At 68.1% G+C, this 6,665-nt stretch carries 8 protein-coding genes; 1 reads left to right on the plus strand and 7 read right to left on the minus strand.

The annotated features are described in order from the left end of the window. Window positions 1-53: 53 nt before the first annotated feature. Both QN357_RS01920 and QN357_RS01925 read right to left on the minus strand, forming a co-directional pair. Window positions 54-2,846 (minus strand): cation-transporting P-type ATPase, encoded by a 2,793-nt coding sequence (locus tag QN357_RS01920; protein WP_323504359.1) that lies wholly within the window; start codon window positions 2,844-2,846, stop codon window positions 54-56. A gap of 64 nt (window positions 2,847-2,910) precedes the next feature. Continuing rightward, the gene (locus QN357_RS01925; protein WP_241975293.1) at window positions 2,911-3,309 is read right to left on the minus strand and encodes an ATP-dependent DNA ligase; all 399 of its coding nucleotides are present in this window, start codon (window positions 3,307-3,309) and stop codon (window positions 2,911-2,913) included. 228 nt (window positions 3,310-3,537) lie between these two features. On the opposite strand from QN357_RS01925, the gene QN357_RS01930 reads away from it, so the two are divergent. Next, window positions 3,538-3,954 (plus strand): PLD nuclease N-terminal domain-containing protein, encoded by a 417-nt coding sequence (locus QN357_RS01930; protein WP_322136979.1) that lies wholly within the window; start codon window positions 3,538-3,540, stop codon window positions 3,952-3,954. On the opposite strand, the gene QN357_RS01935 is transcribed toward QN357_RS01930, so the two are convergent. The 5 genes from QN357_RS01935 to QN357_RS01955 form a co-directional block, all read right to left on the minus strand. Beyond that, a complete protein-coding gene (locus tag QN357_RS01935) occupies window positions 3,898-4,848 on the minus strand; it encodes a DNA-3-methyladenine glycosylase 2 family protein (protein ID WP_323504360.1) in 951 nt (316 codons plus the stop codon). The two genes, QN357_RS01930 and QN357_RS01935, sit on opposite strands and share 57 nt — an antisense overlap. 109 nt (window positions 4,849-4,957) lie before the next feature. After that, window positions 4,958-5,128, minus strand: coding sequence for a hypothetical protein (locus tag QN357_RS01940; RefSeq protein WP_166788304.1), 171 nt, complete (start codon window positions 5,126-5,128; stop codon window positions 4,958-4,960). Between the two features lie 171 nt (window positions 5,129-5,299). Beyond that, window positions 5,300-5,491: a DUF1918 domain-containing protein gene (locus tag QN357_RS01945; RefSeq protein ID WP_134448813.1), complete on the minus strand. Its 192-nt coding sequence runs from the start codon at window positions 5,489-5,491 to the stop codon at window positions 5,300-5,302. A 45-nt stretch (window positions 5,492-5,536) separates the two neighbouring features. Next, a complete protein-coding gene (locus QN357_RS01950) occupies window positions 5,537-6,004 on the minus strand; it encodes a MarR family winged helix-turn-helix transcriptional regulator (protein WP_241975294.1) in 468 nt (155 codons plus the stop codon). Window positions 6,005-6,311: 307 nt separating this feature from the next. Then, the coding region (locus QN357_RS01955) for a winged helix-turn-helix domain-containing protein (protein WP_323504361.1) at window positions 6,312-6,665 on the minus strand (354 nt) is incomplete at its 5' end.

A 6,665-nucleotide genomic window follows, 5' to 3' on the forward strand; every position in this document is an offset into this window, starting at 1 on the left:
GTGTGCCGAAACCGGCGCGGGCGCGGTGCCGGTCGCGGTGAGAAGCGGATGTCTCAGGCGCGGCCGGCGTCCGCGCTCGCACCGCGGCGCCGAAGGGCAGCAGCCCCCTCCCGGATCCCGAGGAACACGATCGCGGCACCGAGCACGAACGCCCAGTCCAGGACGCCGAGCCCGCTCGTGCCGAAGAAGCCCGCGACCACCGGCACGTAGACGATGACGAGCATGATCGTGATAGCGAGGGCGACTGCATACCAGAACGAGGGGTTGCTGAACTGGTACCTCGTGAAGAACCCGTGCACGCTGCGGCGCTGGATGATGCTGACGAGCTGGCAGACCATGATCGTGACGTAGGTGATCGACATCGCCTGGGCGAGCGGCAGAGCGGGCACGGTCTGGCTGAACGGGTCGATGCCGTTCCGGTCGTAGAACAGCAGGTAGTTCGTGATGGCGAAGATGCCCATCAGGGCACCGCACCAGAGCACGTCGACGATCGACCGTCCGTTCAGGATCCGGGCGCGGGAATCCCGGGGCGGGTCCTTCATCGTCTCCCCTTCGGCGGGGTCCTTGCCGAGCGCCGCGATCGGGAAGATCTCCCCGAGCAGGTCGATAGCGAGGATCTGCAACACGTTCAGGGCGAGGGGTACGCCGAACAGGGAGGCCAGGGCCAGGCTCGCGGTGTTGACCACGAACTCGGCGATGTTCGAGGTCAGGCAGCTGAGAACGCCCTTGGTGATGTTGCGGTAGATCGTCCGTCCCTCGGCGATCGCGTTCACGAGGGTTGCGAAGCTGTCGTCGAGCAGCACGATCTCGGCGGCCTGCTTGGCCACATCCGTCCCGGAGGCGCCCATCGCGACCCCGATGTTCGCATGCCGCAATGCTGGCGCATCGTTGATGCCGTCGCCGGTGACGGCGACGATGTGCCCGGAGGCCTTGACGAGGTCGACGATACGCACCTTGTCCTCCGGCGCGACCCTGCTGAACACCGTGCCGCCGCCGAGTGCGTGACGGAGAACCTCGGCGTCGGGCATCGCCGCAAGCTCCGCGCCGGTGACGATGCTGAGCCCGTCGTCGCCAGAGAGCCCGGCCTGGTGTGCGATGGCCTCGGCCGTGAGGGAGAAGTCGCCTGTCACGATGTTGACCTTCACCCCGGCTGCGAGCACGGTCGTCATGGCGGCGGGGACGGCAGCGCGGATCGGGTCCTGCATCGAGACGAGTCCCAGGATGGTCAGGTCGCGTTCGATGACATGGATGTCCCCGCTGGCGGCATCCGCTTCGGTGAGCACCCGCATCGCGAAGACGAGGTTGCGGAGTGCGCGGCCCGCCTTCTCGGTGTGCCGGGCGAGCAGGGCCGCCCGGTCGGCGTCCGTGAGCGAACGCACGGCGGTGCCGTCGTCGATCAGGGTGGCCCGGGCGAGCAGGCTTTCCGGGGCGCCCTTCGAGTATGCGGTGAGCACTCCGTCCGGGTCCCGGCGGATGCTGGTCATCAGTTTCCGGGTGGAATCGAACGGCAGTTCGTCGATCTCGGGGCAGCGGGCGCGCAGGGCCTCGAGGTCGACTCCGGCCTTGCCGGCCGCGACGAGGAGCGCGCCTTCCGTCGGGTCGCCGAGGATGCGCCAGTCGTCGTCCCCGGCAGGGGCGACGAGGCGGGCGTTGTTCGCGAACACCCCGACGGTGAGGAACGCGCGCAGCCGGGCCGTTGCCGTGTCGCTCCGGGATTCCGGCTCGAAGACGCCGACGGGCGCGTAGCCGATCCCGGTGACCCGGTAATCGGCGCCGCAGACGACGAGTTCGCTGACCGTCATCTCGTTCTTGGTGAGCGTGCCGGTCTTGTCGGTGCAGATCACGTGCGTCGCCCCGAGCGTCTCGACGGAGCTGAGCTTCTTGACCAGGGCGTTCTGCCGGGCGAGGGTACCGGCCGCGGCGGCGAGCGCAGTGTTGACTTCGGCGGGCAGCCCCTGCGGGATGAGGGCGCAGGCGAATCCGACGGCGAAGAGCATCGCCTCGCGGAGCGGAAGCTCGGACTGCACGGCGATGACAAGCACGACGAGAGACACCACGGCGACGCCATAGCTGACGTACTTCGCGATCTTGCCCGTCTCCACCTGAAGTGGGCTGCGGGTCTGCGGGGCCGACTGGCTGAGCCGGGCGATTCGGCCGAGCTCGGTGTGCATCCCGGTCGCGGTGACGAGTCCGAGCGCCTCACCGGTGGCGACGCTCGTGCCCGCGAAAGCCAGGTTGTGCCGGTCCGCGAGCGGCACCTCGTGCGGGATCGGCCGCGCGTACTTCCGGGTCGGGTCGCTCTCCCCGGTCAGGGCGAAGTCGTTGGTGGAGAAGGCGGTGGTGTCGACCAGTCTCACGTCGGCGGGTACTGAGGCGCCTTCGGTCAGGCGCACCACGTCCCCGGGCACGAGCGCCCGGGATTCGATCTCGGTCAGGGCGCCGTCCCGATAGACCTGGGTGGTCGGGTCGACGAGCCTTTCGAGCGCCTCCATGGTCTTCTCCGCGCGGTTCTCCTGGACGAAACCGATCAGGGTGTTGAATCCGACGAGTGCGACGAGGACGCCGGCGGTGCCCAGGTCGCCGAGGAACCCCGTGATGGCGGCGCTCGCGAGGAGCAACACGATCATCCAGTCGGCGAACTGGCGCAGGTAGCGCCTCAGCGTGGATTCCTTCTTGAGGGTGACGATCGCATTGCTGCCTGCGCGGATCCGCCGCTCGTCCGCGGCGCCGGTCGTGAGGCCGGAGCGGGAGCTCCCGAATGCGCTGAGCACCTCATCAGCCGTTTCCCGATAGATCGACGCGGCGGGGTCAGCAGAATCGGCAGGGTGGAGCTGCGGCAAGCTCATGGACCAAGGCTACGCTTCGGCCCGGGCGGCGGATGCCGGCGCCCACCGGCCGGGGCGTCCGCGCTCAGTCTCCGCGGGCGGTGGTCTCCTGCACCAGCGGGGCCGCGTGCACGAGGTATCCCTCCCCGCGTCGGCGGGGAAGGGAAGCCTGCCGCGGATCTGCGGCGACAAGGGAGTCCTCCTCCCCGGTCACGACCAGACCGGCAGAACTGTTCGCCGATTCGCTCAGGCAGTGCAGCCATCTCTCGTTGATGCTCGGGGCGTGGCCGCCGGAGAACCGGAAGTAGAGTGGAATCGACGGGTTCAACCACGCCGAACTGTGACCGCCGGATTTCCCGACATCGGGCCAGGAGAGCAGGAAGCTCTCGCCCCTGCGGAGCTTCTGCACGATCACGATCTGCAGGTGAGCGAGAATCCGATCGTCGAAATCGACGATCATCCCCTTGTACATCAGATATCCCATGGCGCGCCATTCCGGATCGGCCTGAGGCCCAGCGCCATCGATGTCGCCTCGAAGCATATTGCCCAGTTATACGCGTGAGAATTCGTCACTACAACCAATTAAGCGAGCTTCTAGGCAACCTTCGGATCAGGGGAAAGACGGCGTGGCAGCGCGTGAGGGCGGGGCCGGTGGACCGGGCGTACGCTGTGCTCGTCGGCTGCCGCAGAGGGTGCCAACGGGGAGAATCTCATGACACAGGCCAGGAAGAACGTCGCGAAGCGATCGGCACGGAAACGGGCCTGGAGCGACCTCAGCCCCCGGGAGCAGACCGGGGTCCTCGTCGCCGGGTCGGTGCAGCTGGCGCTCGCCGCGACAGCATGGGCAGACCTTGTGAAGCGGCCCGCCGCACTCGTCAACGGACCCAAGCTCCTGTGGGCCGCCATCATCGGACTGAACTTCGTCGGGCCGATCGCCTACTTCGTCTGCGGCAGGCGGAAAGCACCCTCGGCAGGACCAGTGCCGGCAGCGGTCACCGTGCCCGCGGCGCCTTTGGCGCCCGCGGAGCCCGACGCGAGTCCAACGCCCGCACCGACACAGTCCGAGTCCGCCTCAGTGACCCCTGTGGTCGACGAAGGCGAGCCGGGGCCCGTGCCGGGGCTTGCCTAGGCTCCCCGAGGCCTCCAGCAGGCGGACGACCCGGTAGCGATGCGGCTGCCAGATGCGCATCGCGGAGACCATGAGCGCGTCGTCGAAGTCCGCGTCGAACAGGGTATGGCCGATCGCCCCGGCGAGGTGGTAGTCCCCGACCGAGAGCGCATCGGCGTCGCCGAACGCCCGCTGGGCGACTTCCGCCGCCGTCCACTCGCCGATCCCCGGCACCGCCCGCAGCCGCGCGCTCGCCTCGGCCGCCGACAGGTCGCTCGCCGCTTCCAGCTGCCGCGTCACGGCGAGGCAGACCATCACCGTGCGGGACCGCTGCGGGTCGACACCGGCCCGATGCCACTCCCACGAGGGAATGAGCTGCCAGGCCCGTGCCGAAGGCGGCACGCGCATTCCGGCAGGTGCCGGGCCGGGAGCAGGTGTCCCGTGCGCGCGGACGAGGGTGCGGAACGAGGCCGTCGCCTGCAGGCTGATGACCTTCTGTTCGAGGATCGCGGGAATGAGCGATTCGATGACCCGCCCGGTGCGGGGGATCCGCAGGCCGGGCCAGCGCCGGTGCGCATCCCGCACGAGCGGATGCTGCGCCTCGAACCCCGAGGGATCGTCGCGCTCCCCGAGAAGTTCCGGTGCGTCCTCGACGGCCTCCCTCGCGCCCTCGCCCCACGCCTCGCAGTGAAGCTCGGTCAGGCCGGACTGGGTCAGGCGCAGGGTCGCGGGTCCCGATCGGGTGAGCGTCGTGCGCCACACGGCACCGTCCTGGCTCACCTGGAAGGTGGGGTCTGTCCGGCCCCGGCGCAAGCGGGAGAGAGTGAGCCCGACATCCGTCGGATGGGCGGGCTTCCACCGGCTCGAGCAGTCCGCCGCCCCCGGTGCGTTGTCAGGTCCCGTCGCTGTGCCCACCCTGACAGCCTAGGGACTGCGTACGACACAGGGGCGTTCCCGGAGGCTCACTGCGCTTCGGGTGCGCTCCGAACCCCGGACCCTGTTCCTTCGAACACCCGGTGCCGGGTCAGTGCGCCCCGACCGTGAGGTGCTGCTTGCGAATCGGCTCGATCCGCACACTCGTGCGTTCGCAGCCCGAGCACTTGAGCACGTAGAGCGGCAGGGTGACCTGCTTCGCGTGCGCGGCGTTCGGCGTGAGCTGCGCCGGCGAATGACAGAACGGACACGTGATCAGCATGGTTGGGTCCCCTAATCCTCTTACCCGCCACGGTTTGTAACGTGTACTTCAACGGTAGCTCTCGAAACCGGCCGTGGTACCCCCTAGACGGATGTGACGAAGTATGTATCCAAACCGAAACGTATGCCGGGTCCCGGGTGCAGGCGCGCCGGCCGCCGGTTCTCAGCGGTCTCAGTCCGTGTCGGAGCGCTCGACGACGAAGTCCGTGCCCGGGTAGACGACGCTCTGGTGGCCCTCGCCGAAGCGGACGAGGTACGGCGGTTCGCCGTCTGGCCCGCGGACCTCGATGATCTCCCCGTGCTTGTCCGGTGTCTCGACCGTCCGGCCGCGAATGATGATCCTGTCGCCGATGATTGCGTGCATGGTCACGAACCTCCTGCGGCTCACGCTACGCCGGGGCGGCGGTTCTCAACAGGGCAGGTCCTCCGGCGGCGGGCAACCCGCCGGCCCGATCCGGAGCCGGTCGCACAGGGATGTGAGCTGCTCGAGCTCTTCGTTGGAGAGGGCATCGCCGAAGCGGGCCGAGATCGACCCCATGTGGTCGACCGCGACGCTGCGGAACAACGCGTACCCGGCGTCCGTCAGCTCGACGATCGCGCCGCGCCCGTCGTTCGGGTCGGTGAGTTTGCGGATATACCCGCGCGAGGCCAGGCGATCGATCAGGCGACTCACGCTCGGCTGGGTGAGCAGCACGTGCTGGTTCAGGTCACGCAAGCGGATGCGCCGGTCCGGCTCCCTCGAGAGGTTGAAGAGCACGTCGTACTCGTTGAAGGAGATCTCGCGGGACGGGAAATCGCTCGCGAGGCTGCGCATGATCGCCACCTGCGCGCGGAAGAGCGACTCCCAGGCGGATACTGCGGCCGCTCGATCCGTCACCGGTCCTCCTCAGTCATGTCTTCCCAGACTAGAGAATCTACGCCAACCCTCGCTGCACGCCTCTTGGCGAATTCGCAGAAAGAATACAGCCGCACAGCTAGCTTTCCGTTACCGGTTCGTTATATATTCGTTGTGCGTCAACCGTTTGCTGTGGCGGAAGACGCGAAATGTGATTGCAGGACACTCTTGGTGCAAGGGAAGAGGGTCGGTCGTTAAGCCTCTACGACCGGCCCTCAATCACGTTAACGGCCCGTCCGCGTCATGAACCCGCCGCTCGTCACGCATCGCGCACGGCCGGGGAGAAGGCCTAGAAGATGTCGGGGCTCGGCGTCGTCGACTGGCGGATGGAGACATCCGCGTGACGGTCGAAGCGGTAGCCGACGCCACGCACCGTGCGCACGATGTCTTCGTAACGGCCGAGCTTGGCGCGCAGGCGGCGCACGTGCACGTCGATGGTGCGCTCGTTGGGTGCGTCGTCCTCATCCGCGGCGTCCCAGAGCTTTTCGATGAGTTCGGCACGCTCGATGGTGCGGCCCTCACGCAGCACGAGGTACTGCAGGAGTTCGAATTCCTTGTAGGTCAGCGCCGCGGTCTCGTTGTCGAGCACCACGCGCTTGCGGGAGATGTCCACGACGACGCCGCCGGCGGCGCGGTCCGGGTC

Source organism: Cryobacterium sp. RTC2.1, from assembly GCF_035018685.1.
GTDB classification, from domain to species: domain Bacteria; phylum Actinomycetota; class Actinomycetes; order Actinomycetales; family Microbacteriaceae; genus Cryobacterium; species Cryobacterium glucosi.

Coding starts and splice junctions, on each gene's coding strand:
- QN357_RS01920 (WP_323504359.1), bottom strand. CDS start 2,846: ATGAGCTTGCCGCAGCTCCACCCTGCCGATTCTGCTGACCCCGCCGCG.
- QN357_RS01925 (WP_241975293.1), bottom strand. CDS start 3,309: ATGGGATATCTGATGTACAAGGGGATGATCGTCGATTTCGACGATCGG.
- QN357_RS01930 (WP_322136979.1), top strand. CDS start 3,538: ATGACACAGGCCAGGAAGAACGTCGCGAAGCGATCGGCACGGAAACGG.
- QN357_RS01940 (WP_166788304.1), bottom strand. CDS start 5,128: ATGCTGATCACGTGTCCGTTCTGTCATTCGCCGGCGCAGCTCACGCCG.
- QN357_RS01945 (WP_134448813.1), bottom strand. CDS start 5,491: ATGCACGCAATCATCGGCGACAGGATCATCATTCGCGGCCGGACGGTC.